The following is a 19,906-nucleotide window of genomic DNA, read 5'->3' on the forward strand; positions in this document are numbered from 1 at the left end:
ATCAATCCCCCTTCGGCGCAGAAAAGCAAACAAGTTCGCTCGCTTCAGACAACGATCGTCAGCGCTGCAACTCAACTCGGCCACAATCACCGGATGCCATGCTTGCTTAACCCGTGTTGTATTAATCCATCAATGATGGCGGCTGTAGTATGACGATCGTGGATTGAGTGACACACATTGTCAGCTATTCTGCAAAGGCATTTTCGATCACGGCGTGGGAGATGTTTTATGTGCGATCGGATCTTTACAACGGCTTCTGCTTTCACGGTGTAAACTTTCTCACGTCATGCCGAGAGTGACATTGTCCATAGATTCAATCTAATGTGCCCTATAAGAAGCATTGATTAGAAATGATGCACTAATGCCATATTATTTGAATTAGAGCAGACAAAGTTTGCTTCTAGAGCGTTCAGTTGATTTAACCAACTGTAGCGAACGCTCCTGTTCAGTTGTGTTCCAGACATGTCGTTCATTGTCCATAGAGATATTACCTGTAAGATTTCTATGGATGGAAGCTACAGCTTTGAAACACTAGCCTTATTCCGTAGCTGAGCCTTTTTAAAAAACTTGGGGTCGTTTTATGGACCAATTCCTCCTCCAGAGCATCTGGTTAGTGCCCTGTTATGCCTTAGCTGGTGCTGTGCTTTCTGTCCTTTGGTTCCCGTCGGTCACTCGTCTGACAGGACCGCGCCCTTCGGGTTACGTCAATATCTTGACAACGTTTTTAGCGTTTTTGCACGGACTGCTTGCTTTACCAGCCGTGTGGAATCAGCCAGCACAACAGTTTTTCTTTCCCTGGTTAAACGTTGCCAATCTCGATCTGACACTCCCCTTTGAGGCGTCTGCACTCACGGTGGGTGCAACGATCTTAATCACAGGCTTAAATCTATTGGCTCAGGTCTATGCCGTTGGCTACTTGGAGATGGATTGGGGCTGGGCGCGTTTTTTCGCTCTCCTGGCGCTGTTTGAAGCGGGTATGTGTGCACTGGTTCTTTGCAACTCGCTGTTCTTTAGCTACATGATCCTAGAGGTTTTAACGCTGGGAACCTACTTGTTGGTGGGACTGTGGTTCAACCAATCATTGGTGGTAACCGGTGCCCGTGATGCCTTTCTCACTAAGCGCGTAGGCGATTTGTTTCTATTGATGGGAGTGGTTGCACTGCTACCGTTGGCAGGCACCTGGAACTTTACGGAACTAGCAGAGTGGGCGCAGACGGCAGATGTGAATCCAACCGTGATTACGCTGGTTGGTCTGGCGCTCATTGCAGGACCGATGGGTAAATGTGCTCAGTTTCCGCTGCATCTGTGGCTGGATGAAGCCATGGAAGGACCGTTGCCCAGCACAATTTTGCGGAACTCAGTGGTGGTTGCAACAGGAGCCTGGGTGCTGATTAAGCTAGAACCTGTTTTGGCGCTGTCACCCGTTGTCATGGCGGCGCTGGTATGGATTGGTGGGATTACAGCAGTGGGTGGTTCATTGATTGCGATCGCTCAGATTGATCTCAAGCGCACTCTGTCCTATTTGGTGAGTGCCTACATGGGCTTAGTCTTTATTGCAGTTGGCGCTGGACAAAGCGAGGCGGCGTTGCTGCTGGTGTTGACGCATGCGGTGGCGATCGCCCTGCTCGTGATGAGCGTTGGCTCAATCATCTGGAACAGCATTACCCAGGACATTACTCAGCTAGGAGGGCTTTGGTCACGTCGTCCTGTTTCGGGATTAGCGTTTTTGGTGGGTACGGCTGGCTTGATTGCCTTACCGCCTTTCGGTAGCTTTTGGGCGTTGCTAAAGTTGGCAGATGGGCTGTGGACTACGCAACCGTGGCTAGTTGGCTTGGTCCTGCTGGTCAACGGGCTCACGGCGTTCAGCCTTGTACGAGTGTTTAGCCGTATCTTTGGCGGACAGCCTCACCCAATGGCACAGCGATCGCCTGAAATTCACTGGTTGATGGCGCTCCCAATGGCGATTTTACTAGGCGTTGTGCTGCATGTGCCGATCGTGCTGCAAGCCTTCTCACTACTACCAGCATGGGCAGATTTGAACAAGGACGTGGCGCTGTTGCTGCTTTGGTCGAGCATTTTTGGTTGCAGTCTGAGTGCGGTTGTCTATTTGGGGAGTGCCATTCCAAAGCCCGTGCAGTTTCCCTGGAAGCCGTTGCAAGATTTGCTTTCCTATGACTTCTACACCGCTCAGATTTACCGGATGAGCATTGTGGTGGGTGTCGATCTCATCTCTCGGATCACTTCTTGGATCGATCGGTATCTGGTTGATGGCTTCGTCAACCTGGTGGGAGTGGCCACACTCTTTGGCGGTCAAGGTTTGAAGTACAGCACATCGGGTCAGACTCAGTCCTACGCCTTGACGATCCTGGTTGGTGCCGTTCTGGTCGGCTGTCTCGTCATGTGGTCGTCGTAAGTAGGCAAACCCTTCATCGCCAGCTTCAGGGTCCCGATCGCTGATGGAGTCGATGCATCCTTAATCTCTGTCGCGCCATTTTTGCTCATTGCCTTGTCCTTGACGGTTCATTCACCTGTTCGTCCTTTCATCCTGCACCCTCCTATGCTGAGTACTCTCATCTGGCTACCCGTTGTTGGTGCCCTTCTCATAGGTTTTTGTCCCGAAAAGCGATCACGGCTGGCAGCTTTGGCGATCGCGAGCCTTAACCTTCTTTGGACGTTGTTCCTGCTGTCTCGGTTTGATGTCAGCAATGCTGGCTGGCAAATGCAGGAAGCACTTTCCTGGTTGGATTCACTTGGCTTGACGTACCGGCTAGGCGTTGATGGGCTGTCGTTACCCTTACTGGCGCTCAATAGCCTGCTGATCTGGATTGTGATTTACGGTAGCAGTCAGCAAATGGTGCGATCGCGGTTATTCTACGCGTTGACCTTACTGGTTTGCGGTGGCATCGCAGGAGCGTTTCTAGCGCAGAATTTACTCCTCTTCGTGCTGTTCTACGAAGTCGAACTGATTCCGCTCTATCTGATGATTGCCATTTGGGGTGGGCCCAAACGCGACTACGCAGCGATGAAGTTTCTCATCTATACAGCGGTTTCAGGCGTCTTAATTTTGGTAGGCTTCCTTGGTTTGGCTTGGCTAAGCGGTGCATCGAGCTTTGACTATGGCGCCATCAATACCCAGGATTTGCCGCTCAAAGCGCAGCTCATTCTGCTGACCATTCTGCTGATTGGCTTTGCCATCAAAACGCCGTTGATTCCGCTCCACACCTGGTTGCCCGATGCCTATGTCGAAGCATCGCCGCCTGTCGCGATTCTGCTGGGTGGGATTCTGGCAAAGTTGGGCACCTATGGTATCGTCCGGTTTTGCTTACAGTTGTTTCCGGATACCTGGTCGATCGTGTCACCGGGGTTGGCGATTGTCGGGGTTGCTAGCGTACTGTATGGCTCTCTAACGGCGATTTCTCAAAAAGATATTAAGCGGATGGTGGCGTATAGCTCGATCGGACATATGGGCTATGTGCTGGTCGCCTGTGCTGCGGGCACTGAACTGAGCTTGCTGGGAGCCGTCGGTCAGATGGTGAGCCACGGATTGATTCTGGCGATTCTGTTCTACCTGGTTGGCGTCATTGAAGCGAAAGTGGGTACCCGTGAGTTGGATAAACTCAACGGTCTGCTGAATCCCATTCGCGGTCTGCCGTTGACGAGTGCCCTGCTGGTGCTAGGCGGTATGGCAAGTGCTGGCATTCCTGGTCTCGTTGGGTTCGTAGCAGAATTTCTGGTCTTCCAGGGCAGCTTTTCAGTCTTCCCCATACCGACCCTCCTCTGCATTATTGCTAGTGGCTTAACGGCTGTTTACTTTGTGATTCTGCTCAACCGCACCTGTTTCGGCAAATTGGATAACGCTACGGCTTACTACCCCAACGTCACCTGGACAGAACAAACACCCGCGCTGGTGCTGGCAGGATTGATCTTTTTCCTGGGAGTGCAACCAACCTGGCTGCTGCGTTGGAGTGAGCCAACGACAAAGGAACTGGTTGCAGGGTTGACGATCGGTGCTAGTCAGCAAGTGGCGATTCGTGATGGCAGTCAGCTATCAGCGGTCAGCCATCAGCGGTCAGCCATCAGCGGTCAGCTATCAGTAGTCAGAACTCAGTAGTCAAAACTCAAAATATCTCCTACGGAGACGCTCCGCGAACAAAACTCAAAACTTTCTCCCCTACTCCCCACTCCCTATGCTCACTGCAACCCTTACCAAACCTCTCCTGCCTCCGTCGCAGCATGAATTTGCCGATGTGATCCACCGTCTGGAAGCGGGTGGCGCGATGCTGCCGGATACGCCAGAAAACCTGATGCAAATTATTGGGCTGTACAAAGCCTATGCGGTGCCGATGGATTTCTACTGGCGCGACTTACTTTATATTGCGGAGCGTGAGTTTCTGAATCCTCTACCGTTTTTCAAGTATTTCTTACCAAAGGAGTATTTAGAATTACACAACCACTACGCTGGCGATGATGCCGATCTGCGCATTTGGCGGGGACAGGCAACGGCGCATCCCGAACTGCTGGCGTTTATGGAGAAGGGAGAAACCTTCAAAATGCCGAGGCTGTTCCATCACCTTTGGCACGATCGCATCAACATGGAGTTTGCTGAAGAATGTATGCGAGCGATGCTGTGGCACCGGGGCATGGGTGGTCAGTTCGACCCGTATTTAGATAGTGAGGAGTACAAGGCGAATGCCGATCGCGCGATTAAGGCGTACTTCAAAGACAATCCAGCCATGTTAGGCATGTACAAGCTGTTTCCTGATTTATTTTTGGAACAGTGTCGGCAAATGTCGTACTACTCCAACCTGGGGCTTTTCTGGGAGATCATGGCGCCCGTGTTCTTTGAAATGTCTGATTTGTACGATGAAGGTAAGATTGCCAGCGTTCCCGACGCGATGAACTTTCTGGTGAACGGCATTTTTGCGATCGCGGGACGTCCGATCTACCACCACGTTTATATTCGGGGTGAGTGCTACGAAATCATCCCGAAATCCAAAGGTTTCATGTGGCTCTACGAAGCGGCGTTGCCCTATGTGGAAGCCGTGTTTTATCGTACGTCACCGTTTCGGGGAACCAAGTCTTACAACGCGCAAGCAAAGCAGGTGCCCGAAGACCAGAAGGACTTTCACTTTGGTATTCTCTACGCAGATGTCTTTCCAGTCGGGACGGCAGGCATCCCACCCACGCTGTTGATGCAGGATATGCTGCATTTCCTACCACCTTACCTGGTGGACTATTACAGCCAGCACTGCCGTGGTGAAGGCGATATGTTGATCCAATTGGGCATTAGCTTTCAGCGATCGATGTATTGCGTCACCTCCGCAGTCATCCAGGCACTGCGAACAGCGCTTCTGTATCCCCTTGACGATCCCAACCCAAAGCACCTCAAAGCCAACCGAGCGTTCTTTGAAGCCCAGCTCGATCGCTTCAAGCGACCAGAAGCGAGGCTGCGCAACGTTCAGCATCAGGAATACAGGTAGAAGTTTTGAGTTTTAAGCTGATTTAGCGGTCAGCTTTCTTCTAAAAACTGACCAATTTAGCCTTTAGCCTTTCCCAATCCTTACTCCCCATTCCCCCAAAGAGGGTTTAAAAAATGGCAGACATTGTTGACATTGCAGTTGGAGCAGGTTCGTTTAAGACGCTCGTCACGGCAGTGCAGGCGGCTGGTTTAGTCGATGTGTTACGCAGCCCTGGTCCCTTCACGGTGTTTGCGCCGAATGACGATGCCTTTGCCAAGTTGCCCCCTGGGACAGTGCAAACCCTTGTGCAGAACATTCCTCAGCTCTCCCGCATTCTGACGTATCATGTGGTGCCTGGGAAACTAACGCAGGCTGATCTCAAAGCGGTGAATTCGCTCACATCAGTTGAAGGTTCACCGATTCGTATTGATACAACTGATGGCTTTGAGGTCAAAAATGCCACGGTGGTTGCCGCTGATATTGAAGCTGATAACGGCATTATTCATGTCATTGATACGGTGATCTTGATGGGGTGAAGCGGAGCATAAGTAGGTCTGTTCCAAACAATTGTTGAGACGCTCCGACTGCGTTACTATCTGCTGAGCAAAGTGTACTCCGTTGAACTGAGCAGCATCACCTCATCGTTGCAACTGCTCAGTGAATCTTTTTTAGTCAGCCTCAGTGTTCTGCCCTGGGGTTGTCTTTTTGCAATTTAAAATCTCGGCGTTCGATCGGAAGAGTTCTTCCGTTTTGCTGATGGTGAACCTTGCTATTCACTTTTATCTTTGCAGTTACAGCAGGTTCGTCTATGATTATTGAACTTTTGCAGCAGAGTACGGGAATTATTGTTAACATGCTGCTGCTAGGGGTGCGTAGAAATCGGTAGACACCTGGCAGAAATAGCAAACAGTCAGACTATTCACGTTTCATGTCTCTAAAGTGCCCTTCGCAAAAAGTGCTCTTCGCAAAACTGGCTAGTTCACTGTTGATCTAATTTGCTGTTGAAACAGTGCCACCGTTTCAGCAGGCTTTATCGTTGTGTGGGGTAGAAGAAAGAAGTGAGCGGTTCAAATCAGCGTCCTCTGCATCCAACGAGGAAACCAAGGGCAGTGTTGAGAAAGGTGCCGAAGCAACGAGGGGGGCAACGCTGGCTTTGGTTAATGAGTGGGCTAGCAGGAGTTGCGTTGCTGTCAGCGACAGCGGGCGCACTGCTTGCTATGTCGTTTGCGAGCACGCCCTTAATGCAGCGTGAGTTAAGTCCAGAACAGGCATCGGTTTTTTCTAAAGGCGATCGCATCTCCAAGAACAACAGCTTGCAGTTACCTGAGTTGACTCGTCCAGTCAATATTTTAGTACTGGGTCTCAAAGTGCTGACGACCGATGTCCAAAATCCGCCAGCTAACCTCAAGAAATTGCGCTATCAGGCACTGGTCAACTCGTTTGATGGTCTGACCGATACCATGCTGCTCCTGCGATTTAACCCCGAAGCCAAAAAGCTGGTGGCGCTTTCCATTCCTAGAGATACCCGTACACAGGTTCCAGGTTATGGGATCACCAAGATTAATGAAGCGAATGTGGATGGTGGCCCAGCGCTAAGTGCTAAAGCAACGAGTGGACTGCTAGGCGGTGTTGGGGTCGATCGCTATGTCTCCATCAACGTCCAGGGTGTACAGGCACTGGTTGATGCACTTGGCGGTGTGACGGTCTTTGTGCCAAAAGACATGAAGTATGTGGATGAAAGCCAGCATCTCTATGTCAACCTTAAAGCCGGACAACAGCATCTGAATGGCGATCAAGTACTCCAGCTACTTCGTTTTCGCCACGACGAGTACGGCGATATTGGTCGCATTCAGCGGCAGCAGATGTTGATGCGTGCGCTGATGGAACAGGCACTGAACCCAGCCACGTTGGCACGGTTGCCCCAAATCCTCTCGGTGGTTCAATCCCACATCGATACCAATTTGAGCGTCGAAGAACTGGTTGCCCTGGTTGGCTTCGCTGCCAAGACAAACCGCTCTCAGGTTCAAATGCTGATGGTGCCAGGAAGCTTTAGCCAACCCCATGAATACAACGGTATTAGCTATTGGCTGCCTAGCGCTCGGCGTATTCAAACGATGATGGCGCAGCACTTTAACTTTGGAACGGTGTCAGAAGGAGAGGCTCTTGCCAATTCAGTTCGAGTCGTCATTCAAGACAGTACGCGCCAGATTAATGCGGCTCAGGCTGTAGCGAATAGGCTCAAGCAGAGTGGTTACGGCAACGTGAGCGTTTCAGCACCGAATCGGGAACCGCTCAATGTGACCCGGATCGTAGCGCAGCAAGGAGACTTGAAAAGTGCTGAAGCCGTACGTCAATCACTCGGCTTTGGCGAAGTACGTATTGAAAGCACTGGCGATCTTGATTCCGACATTACGATTCAAGTCGGTCAAGATTGGGGGCAAAGCAAAAAGCAGTCAACCAACTAACGCGAGGCTGACTCTGCTTTTGCGTAGAGAGTGGTTCAGAGGATGATGAACCACTCTCTACGCAAAAGAGCGCAATTAATATGCATCCTGCAATTCATAGAAATCGGGTGACACGTAATCTTTGCGAAGCGGCCAACCCACCCAATCTTCAGGCATTAAAATGCGCTTCAGGTTGGGGTGTCCTTCGTAAATAATGCCGTACATGTCGTAAGATTCGCGCTCTTGCCAGTCTGCTGTTTTCCAAATCCAGTAGACTGACTGCACGTGAGGGTTTTCACGCGGCAAGAACACCTTGATGCGAACTTCAGCCGGACGATCGGCATTATCACCCAGCTTAATCAGGTGGTAAAAGCTGACAAGCTGGTCGCCAGGACCCGCATCATAAGCACCCTGACATTGCAAATAGTTGAACCCATACGCATAAAGGGCTGTTGCAAACGGCACCAGAAACTCTGGTGCAACCTTCAATATTTCTACCCCAGAGGCATCCGGCCCTAAGGACTCGTGCTCAAAGCCGTTCTGCGTTAGCCATTTGGAAATTGTACCCACTTCCTCAATAGGTGCAGCCTCAACAGGCGTGATTTCAGCTGGTTCTTTAGTCGATTTTGACTCTTCTTCAGGCACGATCGAGACCCTCCTTTTCGGCTGCCTTGAGTGCTGGTGGAACCGGTAACCCCATGGCTTCCTGTAGTTCCTTGGGTGGAGCCTCCCGCGTCGCGGACTGAAGATATTGACCGGTCAGGATAGGTTCCACAGCTTTCATTGTATGAGTGGTGCTGTAGTAGCGATGAATCTGCCGTAAGTCGCCGCGCTCTTGAATCGACTCGTTGGAAATTTTCTTCCGTAGTTTGATGATGGCATCAATGATGGCCTCTGGTCGTGGTGGGCAACCCGGCAAGTACACATCGACTGGAATGAGCTTATCGACCCCACGCACGGCGGTCGGTGAATCGACGCTAAACATGCCGCCCGTGATGGTACAGGCTCCCATCGCAATCACGTACTTAGGGTCGGGCATTTGCTCATAAAGCCTTACGAGTGCCGGAGCCATCTTCATCGTGACGGTTCCAGCGGTAATGATCAAATCGGCTTGTCGAGGGCTCGATCGCGGCACCAGCCCAAACCGATCAAAGTCAAAGCGCGAACCAATCAGCGCTGCAAACTCAATAAAGCAGCAGGCAGTTCCATAAAGCATGGGCCACAGACTCGATAGCCGCGCCCAGTTGTAAAGATCATCAACCGTGGTCAGAACGACATTCTCAGACAGATCGTGAGTCACTTGTGGTCGCTGAATCGGGTTAAGGATCAGCTCAGACTGACTAGCAGCACCTTTCACCGTCTCTGAATTCATGACCATTCCAGTGCTCCTTTGCGCCAAGCGTAAACAAGACCAATGATGAGAATGCCAACAAAAATTAACGCTTCGATAAACGCTAGTAAACCTAGCTGGTTAAACGCGACTGCCCAGGGATAGAGGAACACGGTTTCCACATCAAAAATGACATAAACCAGCGCAAACATGTAGTAGCGAATATTGAACTGAATCCATGCACCCCCGATCGGCTCCATGCCAGATTCATACGTTGTACGGCGCTCTGGACCCCGGCGACTGGGGCGAACAAGCTTGGATGCAGTTAAGGCCAGAAGTGGAACCAAACTGCACACGAGCAAAAAGCCAAGCAGGTACTCATAACCACTGAGGACAAACACAATCACTACCCCTCAGGCTGTGTGGATGACAAAACTAACGTTTGCGTTACTTGCCTTCATATTATAGGGTCGGCGCTGCACAAGATGTATCGAAAAGCCCCGCTGGAGTCTATAGAAAAGGAAGGATAAGGCGATAAGAAAAAAGGATAAAAGGTTTGAGTGGGAAGTGAGGAGTGAGGAATGCGCTTTGTACTAAGCCTTCCTCTCCTCTGTCTCTGCCTCCCCTACTCCTCCTGCCCTCTGTTTTCTGCCTTTAGCCTTTTATACCCTGCCTTCTTCTAAAGTGATTCCCAGTCATGTCATAATCGTTTACAGAGATCTCAGAATTCTGTCGTCTCTACTCCTTAGATCGCAGCCTTAACTTTTGGCGCTAAAGCAATGAGCACAGATGCTGCTGAACCAACAGTTCTAGACCGTTACGAATGTCAGACCTGTGGTTACATTTATGAGCCACTAAAGGGTGACGATCGTCGTCAGATCCCAGAGGCAACCCCCTTTGAGGCAGTTCCCGCCGACTGGCGCTGTCCCGTTTGTGGAGCGGCAAAAGCACGCTTCTCAAATATTGGCGAGGTTGGCTCACCGTCTGGCTTCAAAGAGAACCTGGGCTACGGCTTTGGCGTTAACACATTGACACCCGGTCAAAAGAATATTCTCATTTTTGGAGCCCTGGCACTGGGGTTCCTATTTTTTATCAGCCTTTATGGATTGCAGTGAGGCCAGCATGCTCCGGGTCTAACCTGTAGAGCTGGACCTTAGTGCTGCCGATTCTGGATGGCAGCTTAGACATCATTAACAGACAACTTCCGAGTAGATTGAGTAGAGATTTGAGCGCAATGCATTTAGTCACAACATTTTTGAAGCGATCGATTTTCAAGCAGGCGATCGTGCTGTTTGCGATCGCGCTTTTGTGCTCAAGCTGTGGCGGCTATCTTCCGTCTATTAGTGGCACTCCCTGGCAACCCGTTTCTGTACCCACAGAGGGAAACTTATTAGACCTAAGCTTTATTGATACCCAGCATGGTTGGCTGACCGGTACGAGCTCGACGCTGCTGGAAACCACAGATGGCGGTAATACGTGGGAACCGCGAAACCTGGAACTGGATCAGACCTATCGTTTCAACTCAGTGAGCTTTTCAGGTGAGGAAGGTTGGATTGCTGGTCAACCATCTCTCCTGCTGCACACAACTGACGGTGGCAAGGCGTGGTCTAGAGTGCCCCTAAGCGCAAAGCTTCCTGGCTCTCCTAATACCGTGCTTGCCCTCGGCCCCAAGTCGGCTGAAATGACTACCGACATTGGAGCCATTTACCGCACGACCGATGGTGGCAAAAATTGGAAGGCTATGGTGGAAGCCGCGGTTGGCGTGATTCGCAACATCGCTCGTGCCCCCGATGGTCGGTATGTTGCTGTTTCGTCGCGTGGAAATTTCTACTCCATTTGGGAACCCGGTCAAGCCGTTTGGGACGCCCACAACCGTAACAGTTCTCGACGACTGCAAAGCATGGGGTTTGCGCCCGATGGACGACTGTGGATGATTGCGCGTGGTGGGCAAATCCAATTCCAGGATCTCACGGCTCCAGACGCGTGGGAAAAATCGGTGAGCCCAGAGTTTACTACCAGCTGGGGCTTGCTCGATTTGGCTTACCGCACTCCAGAGGAAGTTTGGGTTTCTGGAGGCAGCGGCAACCTTTTACGCAGTGTTGATGGTGGCGCCACCTGGGAAAAAGATCGATCGGTCGAGAATGTTCCTTCCAACCTCTACAAGATCTTGTTCCTTAGCCCAGAGCAAGGCTTTATTATTGGTCAAAAAGGGACATTACTCAAATACAGTGCTGAAGCGTCGGCTGCAGCTTAATGGCTGCTAAAGGTCGTGCGGTAGAGGTTTGATTAACGCGTTTAGCCTCTGATCGTTCGTCCCAGAAGTGCCACTTTCACAGGACTTTAAAAAGTTGCTTGTGGCTGGTTCATTGGTTTCGTATGATGAACATAAGTAAGCGTTTAGTTTAATTGTTGTCAGTGGAGGAATTCGAATGGCTGGTACTACTGGAGAGCGCCCTTTTGGGGACATTATTACAAGTATTCGTTATTGGGTCATTCACAGCATTACAATCCCTGCATTGTTTATTGCGGGATGGTTGTTTGTGCAAACGGGCTTAGCTTACGATGCGTTTGGTACGCCTCGCCCTAACGAGTACTATCCAACCCAAGTGCAATCGGCACCCATCATTAAAGATCGCTTTGATGCCAAACAAGAAATTGAAGAGTTTCTCGCCAAGTAGTTTAAGGATTACCCAACGTTATGACTAGTAGAACACCCAACGAGCCGGTTACATATCCCATTTTTACGGTGAGATGGCTAGCGGTTCACACCCTGGCTGTACCATCTGTTTTCTTTTTAGGCGCGATCGCCGCAATGCAGTTTATCCAACGATAGGTGACACCCATGGCAGTCAGAAGTTCAAACCCAAACAAGCAACCAGTTGAGCTGAACCGTACCTCTCTTTATTTGGGTTTGTTGTTGGTTTTTGTCCTTGGCATCCTTTTCTCCAGCTATTTCTTTAACTAGCAGTTTTGATACTGAGTTGATTATGGCAGTTCTATCAGCTGAGCTTTGCGTTTCGTTTTTTAAGAGGTAATTATCGTGTCTAGTTCTGGAAGAATTCCGTTGTGGATTGTGGCAACCGTCGCAGGCACAGGCATACTAGTTGTTCTGGGTCTTTTCTTTTACGGCGCTTATGCGGGTCTTGGCTCATCAATCTAAATTTCGAGCCAATTTTATTGGGCTTCTGAAACTGGTCTGACAGACCTTTCAAGAGTAGCCTCATTGCATGACAGTAAAAAGCACCGATCTAAGTTAGATCGGTGCTTTTTACTGTCATGAGCAATGGTGAGCTTTAGCGATGATGCTCTTAAATGCCGCTTGGATCTTCACGTTCAATATAAAGAAACAGAAGACCAAAGACTACTGCAGGGAGTAGCCAGGTAACAACTGGGATGAGGATCCAGGGTAAGAACGAAGCTGCGTATGAACCTGTCATAACAAGTTTCCTATCTAGATTTAAGTGGTTCCAAAACTGACTCTACTGCGAAGCGGGGACAAGTTTGGTACTTCTAATCTTTCTTAATATTTAGTGTGGTTAGGAGTGAGGAGTCAGCAGTCTAAAGGCGTTTTTAGTGCTTAGAAGAACGCAGATCGCTGACCACGAAAACTCTCTCAAAAACTCAAGACTGCTCCTCTCATCTTTCTTGAAGCCTCTAATCACTAAAGTCGTCTAACGAAACGTTTGGCAGATCGGGTGGAACGACGAGGCGATCGATGGTGACTTTATGGCTTTCACGATGAGTGTGCATTTCAACTGCGATCGCTTCAAAGCGCAGTTTGACGCTACCAAACGGCACTGTCAAAGGCATCATGGCTTCTAAATCACCGAGCCCATTAGGCAGAAAATCGACGAGCCAACGAGGGCCATCAAGCAACGAACGGGTTTGGCGATCGGTGATCCAAAGTTTGACATAAATTCGAGGCAGCAGATTGGGTAGCTTGACACGAATATTGATGGGTTTACCAGCAGTCAACTCCCCAGTTGTGACATCCAGCGTCGGCATGGGCACAGGGTCATCAGCTGATAAAACCAGTGCACTGGGCGGTTCGCTTAAGGGCACTGGCTCACTTGTGTGGGTGGGTTGGTTTCGCCGCCGTTCGTTTTGAGGGGGCACGTCATCAACCACAATTTCATCACTTAGCGATCGCGCCTCAGCATCAAAGGGAGCCGCTGTCGCTGAGGGTGAAGGACTGCCGGGTGCTAAATTGGCTTTGAGCATGGCTGATAGCTCAGTATCAGTCGCGAGAGAGGCAAGCCGTGTGAGAAACCGATCTTGCAGCTTGAGTGATTGAAACGCCATATGCGTTGGCGATGGCAAGTCTAACGGAGTGCTTTCAGTGCTGTCAGTATTGACGTCCTTTAAAGTTTCAGCATCCACAGGTTTGGGCGGTTTTGTTCCAGCCGTATCTCCTAGCTGATCAGGCGGGCTATCTAATCCTTTAGCGTCTTTGTCAGCTGCTACCGTGTCGCCTATAGCGATCGATGCAGACGGCAGATCTGTAGATGGCGTTTGCTCTGGTGTCTCTAGATTCAGTGCTGCATCCTCTGATGCTAGTGGGGTGACCTCCGTCGTCAGCTTGAAGACAGGCAAATCGAGTGCTTTAGAGCGAGCCTGATCGGGATCGGGCTGATAAAGCCTGGGTGGTAGTGGCTGACCGGCCAGCGATGGGAAGCGTGGTGGTTGCTCTGGTGGCGGTTCCACTACAGCCAAGTTGAGGAACGATAAGTCGATGGATGGGGTTGCTTGCTCTTTCAAACGAGACGTTAGCTCTAAGGGGAGATCAATGCGATCCTCATCATCCACTTCAATCGTGAGGGCTTCATGCAGCTTGGTGAGTTCTCCCACCAGTGCATTCGGGTCAACGGTAATGGAGAATGCCTGGGTGAGCAGCGCGATCGCTGATTCTGTTTGAGCGTCGACTGGCTCTGCGAGGGTGCCATGCAAGAGCACTTCCCCTAAAACAAGGTGGGTGACAAACGTCTCAGGCAGCGAGAACGAAAACGTGAACGAGTAAGGCAAGGAAGACTGAGACAAGCGTTGCCGATCGCTAACTAAAACCTGCAGGCTTTGAGGATCACGGAGGCAAAGTTGGACTTCCTGCGCAGTTGCGCCCACCAGATTGAGTGAGATGTCCGTTTCCCACGGAGCATGGCTTAAGTCCTCGGGCAGTGTGGGTATGGTGACGTCATGAGGTGATGGCGATGGCATCGGCGCAACCGATACCTGTCCAGACAATGTGATCACTTCGCCTCGCGCAGCCACAAAGGCGGATTGGTTGAGCGTGAGTACAAATGTTTCATTGGCTGCCAGCGTGTACCCTACTGATGATGGTCGATCGCTGATGGCGTCTGGCTCATCTGAGCGATTTACAGAGGCAGTTGGCGTCATTGTCGTTGGTTCATCGCTAGCGGGATCAAGCGTCTCTACTGCATCTATAGACGTCGGAGCATCCGCTATCGTGGCCAGATCAAAGTCCTGAAGGATATCATCAACCAATCGCTCAGACATCTGTTCAGCAACTTGAAAGAGGCGATCCATTGAAGCCGCCAGAATTTCGGCAACTTCTGGCGGTAAAGTATTCGCTGGCGATAACGTCTCTGGCTGATCAGGCTTCGTTGCGTTTGACAGAGACGCATCAGCCACTGATGCCGCGAACGCTTGAGTATCTACAGACGCTGACTCCACCTCGTTGGTCGGCGCAGCAGCGCGTTCCGACGTTGGCATTGCGTCCTGAGCCTGTTGGGACGCGTCTATCACTGACAGCGTATGTGGTGATGTCCAGTCATGCTCCCAGTCTTCTTCTGATTCTTGTGCGACCACTTGCAGCTTGATAGCATAGGGCTGTGCGCCTGTGATCAGGTCTGTCATCAAGTCTGCGGGTGAACAACTCAGTTCCCATTGTCCCGGTTCAAGGTGGGTGAATGGAATTACAACCATCAAACCATCATGATTCGTGCGGCAAGACCGCTTTTGCACTCGGCGCTTAGGCGGCACTTCTGCAGTTGCCAAGTGAGCAATACGGGTGTCAATCGTTGCGTTGACGTTATTTGAGCGAGCAACAATGCGATAACGTCCCTCCAGAATCTCGACGTCTGGTGAATCCAGGGGAAGCCAGGAGCGATCGCCCTCTTTTTGTAATAAAAATTCCCAGTGTTCCATCTCACACCCACGCCGAAGCTCTGTTAGACTCACTGTCGAAAAACCACTATCGCAAAAATCACTGCCGCAAAACGCTATATCTGGTGCTTGGGAATGATTTTACTCCCATCTTAAGCTTCTGATAATACCTAAATATAGTGGACTGCTCCAGAAATTTTACATTCTGCTGAAATTTGGTTTTCAACCGATTCCGCCAATCGTGATGACCTTGGCGGGTTATGTTACTGATTTGGAGCTCATTGTCCATAGAACCATTCATGTAGCAGCTCTGCAGAAGAACTCAACAGCGTTGAAAGGTTAACCCTATGAGTGCCTTAAGCGGTGCGATCGACAACGTGCTTACAAGCGGGCAAAAAATCTAGTCAAGCGCACCATTGTTGATAGTACTGACTGCACGGTGCCGGCCTTGTTGACCTCTTGTCGCAGATGCTGCATCTGTGCCACGTCCTCAGGGGTACAAATGACTTCGCTTTCTAGAAGGCGACAGCGAATTTCAGAAAAGGTCATCATCGCTTTGTCTAGATCGTCCTTAAGCTGCATTTTGCCGTCTAAGTCAGCTTCCATATATCGAATATCAAGCTCGTTCATTACAGCAGACGCTGTTTGTAGAAAGAGAGTATTGCTGTCAGTCATAGCCAAGCCACTTGAGTGAGGTTTATTTCTTTACCGTGATCGCTGACGTGGTTTTCCGGCGATTCGCCACGGCAGTGTTGACTTGATCGAGTGCTAACGTCGCTGCACCTTGCCATAGCGGGTCTTGCTTGATTTCACCAATCACGCTCGCTGTTTTGGCGCTCAGAAACCCAAAATCACGTCCACTAATTGCTGCTGCTGTATTGAGAATGCGGGGTACTAGTAGGTTGATGTCGTTGAGTTCTAGCTTGTCGTAGCGATTCACTAATTGCCCTAATTCTTTGCCGAGTATTGCTGCTTTTAAGCATTGGGCAAGCGTTGTTTCCAACAATTTTTGTTCTTGTAGCTTTACCTGCTGCCACTCGGCCATCACCTCACCCACCTGATTTTCGATGTCGCGTAGCTTGTCGCGTGATGCTTGCGGACTGGCCTCTACCGAACCGTAGCTCGTTTTAACTTGCGCTTGGAGCGTCTGATACGCTTGGCGCTGCTTACGCAGTTTGACCACGATCGCATTCCGGTAGCGGTAGAGCACTGGCGGGTTTTTGCTGACCGCATCGGCAAACAGCGCCATTTGTACCGTAAGGGTTTTGGCATGCTCTGCTGATTGGCGAACATCATCCACTGCCAGCAAATTGCCTGCATCCAGCTTGTCAAAAATGGCGGCAAAGTTTTCGTATTGGTTGCGCAGATCAGCTGTGAATGTCTTCCATTGAGGATCATCAGGTGGTTTAAAGGGATCGATCGCCAGATCAATCAAAGCAGCATTAATGTCACTACGCGAGTTCAAAATACCAGTGACAAAATCACTACGGACTTCAACGGTCGATCGGGGTGGTGGCTCGAGTTCTTGTTTCCGCATGTCGTCGATCGCCTGAATCGCCAAGAGCGACTCTGCTTTGAACTGAGTCGCTGCTCCCTGAATTGCCCGCGCTTTCTCCACGTTGCAGCCTGTCAGCAGACCACTACCAACGACGAGACAATAGGCAAGCAAGGAGTTTTGGAAACGCTTCATTTCATGTTTTGGGAAAGAGATTGCGACGCAACAGTAGTAATTGATTGTAGGAGAAAAATCAACTTCAGCTTAAAAGTAGCAAAGCCTGCTGCTACCAGCAAACTAGATTAGCTACCCATAAGATGAACGACTAACTCACGCATATGACCGTTTTGCCGATGCTCCCACACATAAATGCCTTGCCAGATGCCCAGAGCCAAACGTCCATTAGTGATTGGAATTTGCTCAGAAGTGCTGGTCAGTGCTGTACGAATGTGGGCAGGCATATCGTCGGGTCCTTCCGTACTGTGGATGTAGTGCGCCCCTTCAGGCACCAACTTAGACAGGAAGTGCTCTAAATCTTTCAACACGTCCGGATCAGCATTTTCCTGAATCAAGAGGCTGGCAGAGGTGTGACGCAGAAACAAGGTGCATAGACCCGTTTCAATCTGCGATTCGGCTACGATCACTTGTACCTTTTGTGTGATCCGGCAGAGCGATTTGCCTGTTGTTGAGAGCTTAAGTACCTGCTGGTGTTGATGCATAAGGTGAGGTGAGAGGAGTGAGAGGTTCTTCTTAAGCAAAAGTCCCCCACTATGATAGCGAGGGACTTTTGTTAGAGTGCCTTACAGACCAATGTTACTGGACGTGCGCTAGCCGAATTTTGCGGCTGTTGCAGAGATCAGGAAAGCGGCGTAGGTAAGGATGTAGCCAACTGTGAAGTGAGCTAGACCAACCACACGAGCCTGGACGATCGAGAGCGCAACGGGCTTATCTTTCCAGCGAACCAGGTTCGCCAGAGGGGTGCGCTCATGTGCCCAAACCAATGTTTCGATCAGCTCTTGCCAGTAGCCTCTCCAGGAGATCAAGAACATGAAGCCCGTTGCCCACACCAGGTGTCCAAAGAGGAACATCCAGGACCAGACGGACAGGTTATTCATGCCATACGGGTTGTACCCGTTGATGGTCGCACCGGAGTACAGCCAGAGGTAATCACGTAGCCAACCCATCAGATAGGTCGAGCTTTCGTTGAACTGAGACACGTTGCCAGACCAGACTGCAAGATGCTTCCAGTGCCAGTAGAACGTGACCCAGCCGATCGTGTTCAGCATCCAGAACATCGCCAGGTAGAACGAATCCCACGCCGAGATGTCACAAGTGCCGCCCCGTCCAGGACCATCGCAAGGAAACGCATAGCCGAAGTCTTTTTTGTCCGGCATCAGCTTAGAACCCCGTGCATCCAGCGCACCCTTGACCAAGATCAGGGTGGTGGTGTGCAGACCCAGAGCGATCGCATGGTGAACCAAGAAATCGCCAGGACCAATGGTAAGGAACAAGGAGTTCGTGCCGCTGTTAATGGCATCCAACCAACCGGGCAACCAGACGTTACCGTAGTTGGGCCAAGCAGTGGTCGCGATACTGTCTGGGTTCGACAACAGCGTACCCATGCCATACAGCACTTTACCGTGAGACGCCTGAATGAACTGTGCAAACACAGGCTCAATCAGAATTTGCTTCTCAGGTGTGCCAAAAGCAACTACCACATCGTTGTGAACGTACAGACCCAGAGTGTGGAAGCCGAGGAACAGCGAAACCCAGCTCAGGTGAGAGATGATGGCTTCTTTATGCTGCAAGACGCGATCCAACACGTTGCCTTTGTTCTGATCTGGGTCGTAATCTCGTACCCAGAAGATGGCTCCGTGAGCAAACGCACCAACCATCAGGAACCCAGCAATGTACTGGTGATGGGTATACAGTGCAGCCTGCGTCGTGAAGTCCTTCGCCAGGAAGGCGTAGGGTGGCAGCGCATACATGTGCTGCGCGACCAGAGACGTAATCACGCCCAATGCAGCCAGGTGGATACCCAACTGGAAGTGCAGGGAGTTGTTGTAGGTTTCGTACAGACCCTGGTGAGGCAGATTGAACTGACCTTCAGTCATAGAGCCAAAGAGACCAGACTTTGCGTCCAGCATTTCTTTGATGCTATGACCGATACCAAAGTTGGTACGGTACATGTGACCAGCAACAATGAACAGGACAGCGATCGCCAGATGGTGGTGCGCCATATCTGTCAACCAAAGCGATTCGGTCTGTGGATGGAAACCACCCAGGAAGGTGAGAATCGCCGTACCAGCACCTTGAGATGTGCCAAACACATGCCCAGGAGTGTCGGGGTTTTCAGCATACACGCCCCAGTTGCCACTGAAGAAGGGAGCCAAACCGGCTGGATGTGGCGGAGTAGACAGGAAGTTATCCCAGCCTACGTGCTGTCCGCGAGCTTCGGGGATGGCCACATGAATCAAGTGACCTGCCCAAGCCAGCGAACTAACGCCGAACAGACCAGCCAGGTGGTGATTGAGTCGTGATTCAGCATTCTTAAACCAAGCCAGCGAGGGGCGAAACTTGGGTTGCAAATGCAGCCAACCTGCAAAGAGGAAGACAGCCGACAGGATCAGGAGAAAGATCGAACCCGCGTAGAGTTCGCCATTGGTTCGCATCCCCTGCGTAAACCACCACTGGTAAACACCGGAGTAGGAAACATCAACCGGATAGTTTACCCCACCCTGCGTGAAGGCATCGACCGCTGGTTGACCGAATTGAGGGTCCCAAATCGCGTGGGCGATGGGACGGATGTTCAGCGGATCTTTGATCCACTGTTCAAAGTTGCCTTGCCACGCTACGTGGAATAGGAGACCAGATGTCCACAGGAAAATGATTGCCAGGTGACCGAAATGAGAGGCGAAAATCTTTTGGTAAAGATTCTCTTCCGTCATCCCGTCGTGGCTTTCAAAGTCGTGGGCAGTGGCGATCCCGTACCAAATCCGACGTGTTGTCGGATCTTGAGCGAGGTCTTGGCTAAATTTGGGAAATTTAGTCGCCATAG

At 50.7% G+C, this 19,906-nt stretch carries 20 protein-coding genes; 11 read left to right on the top strand and 9 right to left on the bottom strand.

What is annotated here, in order from left to right:
• Positions 1-580 precede the first annotated feature (580 nt).
• The 5 genes from C7B82_RS23095 to C7B82_RS23115 all read left to right on the top strand — a co-directional run bounded on the left by C7B82_RS23095 (position 581) and on the right by C7B82_RS23115 (position 7,924).
• Positions 581-2,413 (top strand): NAD(P)H-quinone oxidoreductase subunit F, encoded by a 1,833-nt coding sequence (locus C7B82_RS23095; RefSeq protein WP_106258951.1) that lies wholly within the window; start codon positions 581-583, stop codon positions 2,411-2,413.
• 144 nt (positions 2,414-2,557) lie between these two features.
• A complete protein-coding gene (locus C7B82_RS23100) occupies positions 2,558-4,111 on the top strand; it encodes an NADH-quinone oxidoreductase subunit M (RefSeq protein WP_106258953.1) in 1,554 nt (517 codons plus the stop codon).
• A 76-nt stretch (positions 4,112-4,187) separates the two neighbouring features.
• A complete protein-coding gene (locus C7B82_RS23105) occupies positions 4,188-5,480 on the top strand; it encodes a CO2 hydration protein (RefSeq protein ID WP_106258954.1) in 1,293 nt (430 codons plus the stop codon).
• Positions 5,481-5,593: 113 nt separating this feature from the next.
• Positions 5,594-5,995 (top strand): fasciclin domain-containing protein, encoded by a 402-nt coding sequence (locus tag C7B82_RS23110; RefSeq protein ID WP_106258956.1) that lies wholly within the window; start codon positions 5,594-5,596, stop codon positions 5,993-5,995.
• Positions 5,996-6,580: 585 nt separating this feature from the next.
• Complete coding sequence (locus C7B82_RS23115) at positions 6,581-7,924, top strand: LCP family protein (protein ID WP_245940056.1); 1,344 nt, start codon at positions 6,581-6,583, stop codon at positions 7,922-7,924.
• Between the two features lie 75 nt (positions 7,925-7,999).
• On the opposite strand, the gene C7B82_RS23120 is transcribed toward C7B82_RS23115, so the two are convergent.
• The 3 genes from C7B82_RS23120 to ndhC are packed head-to-tail and all read right to left on the bottom strand — an operon-like array spanning position 8,000 to position 9,634.
• Positions 8,000-8,548 (bottom strand): NAD(P)H-quinone oxidoreductase subunit J, encoded by a 549-nt coding sequence (locus tag C7B82_RS23120; RefSeq protein ID WP_422632162.1) that lies wholly within the window; start codon positions 8,546-8,548, stop codon positions 8,000-8,002.
• Positions 8,541-9,281, bottom strand: coding sequence for a photosynthetic/respiratory NAD(P)H-quinone oxidoreductase subunit K (gene ndhK / locus C7B82_RS23125; RefSeq protein WP_106258960.1), 741 nt, complete (start codon positions 9,279-9,281; stop codon positions 8,541-8,543). Before ndhK ends, C7B82_RS23120 begins: the two co-directional genes overlap by 8 nt.
• Positions 9,272-9,634, bottom strand: coding sequence for a photosynthetic/respiratory NAD(P)H-quinone oxidoreductase subunit C (gene ndhC, locus C7B82_RS23130; protein WP_106259002.1), 363 nt, complete (start codon positions 9,632-9,634; stop codon positions 9,272-9,274). The genes ndhK and ndhC overlap by 10 nt, the downstream gene beginning before the upstream one ends.
• Positions 9,635-10,012: 378 nt before the next feature.
• Between ndhC and C7B82_RS23135 the strand changes: the two genes are divergently transcribed.
• The 6 genes from C7B82_RS23135 to C7B82_RS23160 all read left to right on the top strand — a co-directional run bounded on the left by C7B82_RS23135 (position 10,013) and on the right by C7B82_RS23160 (position 12,393).
• The gene (locus tag C7B82_RS23135; RefSeq protein WP_106258961.1) at positions 10,013-10,348 is read left to right on the top strand and encodes a rubredoxin; all 336 of its coding nucleotides are present in this window, start codon (positions 10,013-10,015) and stop codon (positions 10,346-10,348) included.
• A 119-nt stretch (positions 10,349-10,467) separates the two neighbouring features.
• On the top strand, positions 10,468-11,487 hold the full coding sequence (locus C7B82_RS23140) for a photosynthesis system II assembly factor Ycf48 (protein ID WP_106258963.1): 1,020 nt from the start codon (positions 10,468-10,470) through the stop codon (positions 11,485-11,487).
• A gap of 175 nt (positions 11,488-11,662) precedes the next feature.
• Positions 11,663-11,911, top strand: a complete 249-nt coding sequence (psbE, locus tag C7B82_RS23145) for a cytochrome b559 subunit alpha (protein ID WP_106258964.1) — start codon at positions 11,663-11,665, stop codon at positions 11,909-11,911.
• Between the two features lie 20 nt (positions 11,912-11,931).
• Positions 11,932-12,066: a cytochrome b559 subunit beta gene (psbF, locus tag C7B82_RS23150; protein WP_106258966.1), complete on the top strand. Its 135-nt coding sequence runs from the start codon at positions 11,932-11,934 to the stop codon at positions 12,064-12,066.
• 9 nt (positions 12,067-12,075) lie between these two features.
• On the top strand, positions 12,076-12,198 hold the full coding sequence (gene psbL / locus C7B82_RS23155; protein WP_106259004.1) for a photosystem II reaction center protein PsbL: 123 nt from the start codon (positions 12,076-12,078) through the stop codon (positions 12,196-12,198).
• A 75-nt stretch (positions 12,199-12,273) separates the two neighbouring features.
• The gene (locus C7B82_RS23160) at positions 12,274-12,393 is read left to right on the top strand and encodes a photosystem II reaction center protein J (RefSeq protein ID WP_106258968.1); all 120 of its coding nucleotides are present in this window, start codon (positions 12,274-12,276) and stop codon (positions 12,391-12,393) included.
• A gap of 148 nt (positions 12,394-12,541) precedes the next feature.
• Here C7B82_RS23160 and C7B82_RS23165 read toward each other — a convergent pair whose 3' ends face one another.
• The 6 genes from C7B82_RS23165 to psaB form a co-directional block, all read right to left on the bottom strand.
• Positions 12,542-12,670, bottom strand: coding sequence for a photosystem I reaction center subunit VIII (locus C7B82_RS23165; protein WP_106258970.1), 129 nt, complete (start codon positions 12,668-12,670; stop codon positions 12,542-12,544).
• Between the two features lie 217 nt (positions 12,671-12,887).
• The gene (locus C7B82_RS23170; protein ID WP_146141242.1) at positions 12,888-15,428 is read right to left on the bottom strand and encodes a hypothetical protein; all 2,541 of its coding nucleotides are present in this window, start codon (positions 15,426-15,428) and stop codon (positions 12,888-12,890) included.
• 306 nt (positions 15,429-15,734) lie between these two features.
• A complete protein-coding gene (locus C7B82_RS23180; RefSeq protein WP_106258974.1) occupies positions 15,735-16,028 on the bottom strand; it encodes a hypothetical protein in 294 nt (97 codons plus the stop codon).
• A gap of 22 nt (positions 16,029-16,050) precedes the next feature.
• Positions 16,051-17,043 (bottom strand): hypothetical protein, encoded by a 993-nt coding sequence (locus C7B82_RS23185; protein WP_106258976.1) that lies wholly within the window; start codon positions 17,041-17,043, stop codon positions 16,051-16,053.
• Between the two features lie 107 nt (positions 17,044-17,150).
• Entirely contained in the window at positions 17,151-17,567 is a 417-nt protein-coding gene (locus C7B82_RS23190) for a secondary thiamine-phosphate synthase enzyme YjbQ (protein WP_106258978.1), read from the bottom strand.
• A 108-nt stretch (positions 17,568-17,675) separates the two neighbouring features.
• A complete protein-coding gene (gene psaB / locus C7B82_RS23195; RefSeq protein ID WP_106258979.1) occupies positions 17,676-19,904 on the bottom strand; it encodes a photosystem I core protein PsaB in 2,229 nt (742 codons plus the stop codon).
• Positions 19,905-19,906: the final 2 nt, after the last annotated feature.

Origin of the sequence: Stenomitos frigidus ULC18, assembly GCF_003003795.1 — a bacterium.
In the GTDB taxonomy this organism is placed as follows: Bacteria; Cyanobacteriota; Cyanobacteriia; order Leptolyngbyales; family Leptolyngbyaceae; genus Stenomitos; species Stenomitos frigidus_A.

Coding starts and splice junctions, on each gene's coding strand:
- C7B82_RS23095 (WP_106258951.1), top strand. CDS start 581: ATGGACCAATTCCTCCTCCAGAGCATCTGGTTAGTGCCCTGTTATGCC.
- C7B82_RS23100 (WP_106258953.1), top strand. CDS start 2,558: ATGCTGAGTACTCTCATCTGGCTACCCGTTGTTGGTGCCCTTCTCATA.
- C7B82_RS23105 (WP_106258954.1), top strand. CDS start 4,188: ATGCTCACTGCAACCCTTACCAAACCTCTCCTGCCTCCGTCGCAGCAT.
- C7B82_RS23110 (WP_106258956.1), top strand. CDS start 5,594: ATGGCAGACATTGTTGACATTGCAGTTGGAGCAGGTTCGTTTAAGACG.
- ndhK (WP_106258960.1), bottom strand. CDS start 9,281: ATGGTCATGAATTCAGAGACGGTGAAAGGTGCTGCTAGTCAGTCTGAG.
- C7B82_RS23135 (WP_106258961.1), top strand. CDS start 10,013: ATGAGCACAGATGCTGCTGAACCAACAGTTCTAGACCGTTACGAATGT.
- C7B82_RS23140 (WP_106258963.1), top strand. CDS start 10,468: ATGCATTTAGTCACAACATTTTTGAAGCGATCGATTTTCAAGCAGGCG.
- psbE (WP_106258964.1), top strand. CDS start 11,663: ATGGCTGGTACTACTGGAGAGCGCCCTTTTGGGGACATTATTACAAGT.
- psbF (WP_106258966.1), top strand. CDS start 11,932: ATGACTAGTAGAACACCCAACGAGCCGGTTACATATCCCATTTTTACG.
- psbL (WP_106259004.1), top strand. CDS start 12,076: ATGGCAGTCAGAAGTTCAAACCCAAACAAGCAACCAGTTGAGCTGAAC.
- C7B82_RS23165 (WP_106258970.1), bottom strand. CDS start 12,670: ATGACAGGTTCATACGCAGCTTCGTTCTTACCCTGGATCCTCATCCCA.
- C7B82_RS23180 (WP_106258974.1), bottom strand. CDS start 16,028: ATGACTGACAGCAATACTCTCTTTCTACAAACAGCGTCTGCTGTAATG.
- C7B82_RS23185 (WP_106258976.1), bottom strand. CDS start 17,043: ATGAAGCGTTTCCAAAACTCCTTGCTTGCCTATTGTCTCGTCGTTGGT.
- C7B82_RS23190 (WP_106258978.1), bottom strand. CDS start 17,567: ATGCATCAACACCAGCAGGTACTTAAGCTCTCAACAACAGGCAAATCG.
- psaB (WP_106258979.1), bottom strand. CDS start 19,904: ATGGCGACTAAATTTCCCAAATTTAGCCAAGACCTCGCTCAAGATCCG.